The organism is Streptococcus oralis subsp. dentisani, from assembly GCF_003944205.1.
GTDB lineage: Bacteria > Bacillota > Bacilli > Lactobacillales > Streptococcaceae > Streptococcus > Streptococcus oralis_BH.
Genome location: NZ_RJPH01000045.1, coordinates 1 through 583, shown reverse-complemented (window position 1 = coordinate 583; position 583 = coordinate 1). Strand labels below are relative to the sequence as shown.

1 protein-coding gene is annotated in these 583 nt (G+C 50.3%); it reads right to left on the bottom strand.

Going from position 1 to position 583, the window contains the following annotated elements:
* The coding region (locus D8805_RS10050) for a hypothetical protein (RefSeq protein ID WP_185774604.1) at nucleotides 1-583 on the bottom strand (583 nt) is incomplete at both ends.

Below are 583 nucleotides of genomic sequence, written 5' to 3'. Positions count from 1 at the left end.
AGCACTTACGCTCGCACTTGCTGAAGCACTTTGGCTCGCGCTTGCTGAGCTTGATGCTGATTGGCTTGCACTGATGCTTGCACTTACTGATGCTGAAGCGCTTTGGCTTGCACTAATTGACGCAGACTGGCTCGCGCTTGCTGAGATAGAAGCTGAGTTCTGGTTGTTAGATGCCGAAGCTGAGGCACTTTGGCTCGCGCTTACTGATGTTGAAGCACTTTGACTTGCTGATACAGAGGCGCTTGCTGAGATAGAAGCTGAGTTCTGGTTGTTAGATGCTGAAGCTGAAGCACTTTGGCTCGCGCTTACTGATGCTGAAGCACTTTGACTTGCTGATACTGAAGCTGAAGCTGATTGGCTTGCTGATACAGATGCTGATTGACTAGCACTTACTGATGCTGAAGCTGATTGGCTTGAGCTTACAGAAGCACTTACGCTCGCACTTGCTGAAGCACTTTGGCTCGCGCTTGCTGAGCTTGATGCTGATTGGCTTGCACTGATGCTTGCACTTACTGATGCTGAAGCGCTTTGGCTTGCACTAATTGACGCAGACTGGCTCGCGCTTGCTGAGATAGAAGCTGAG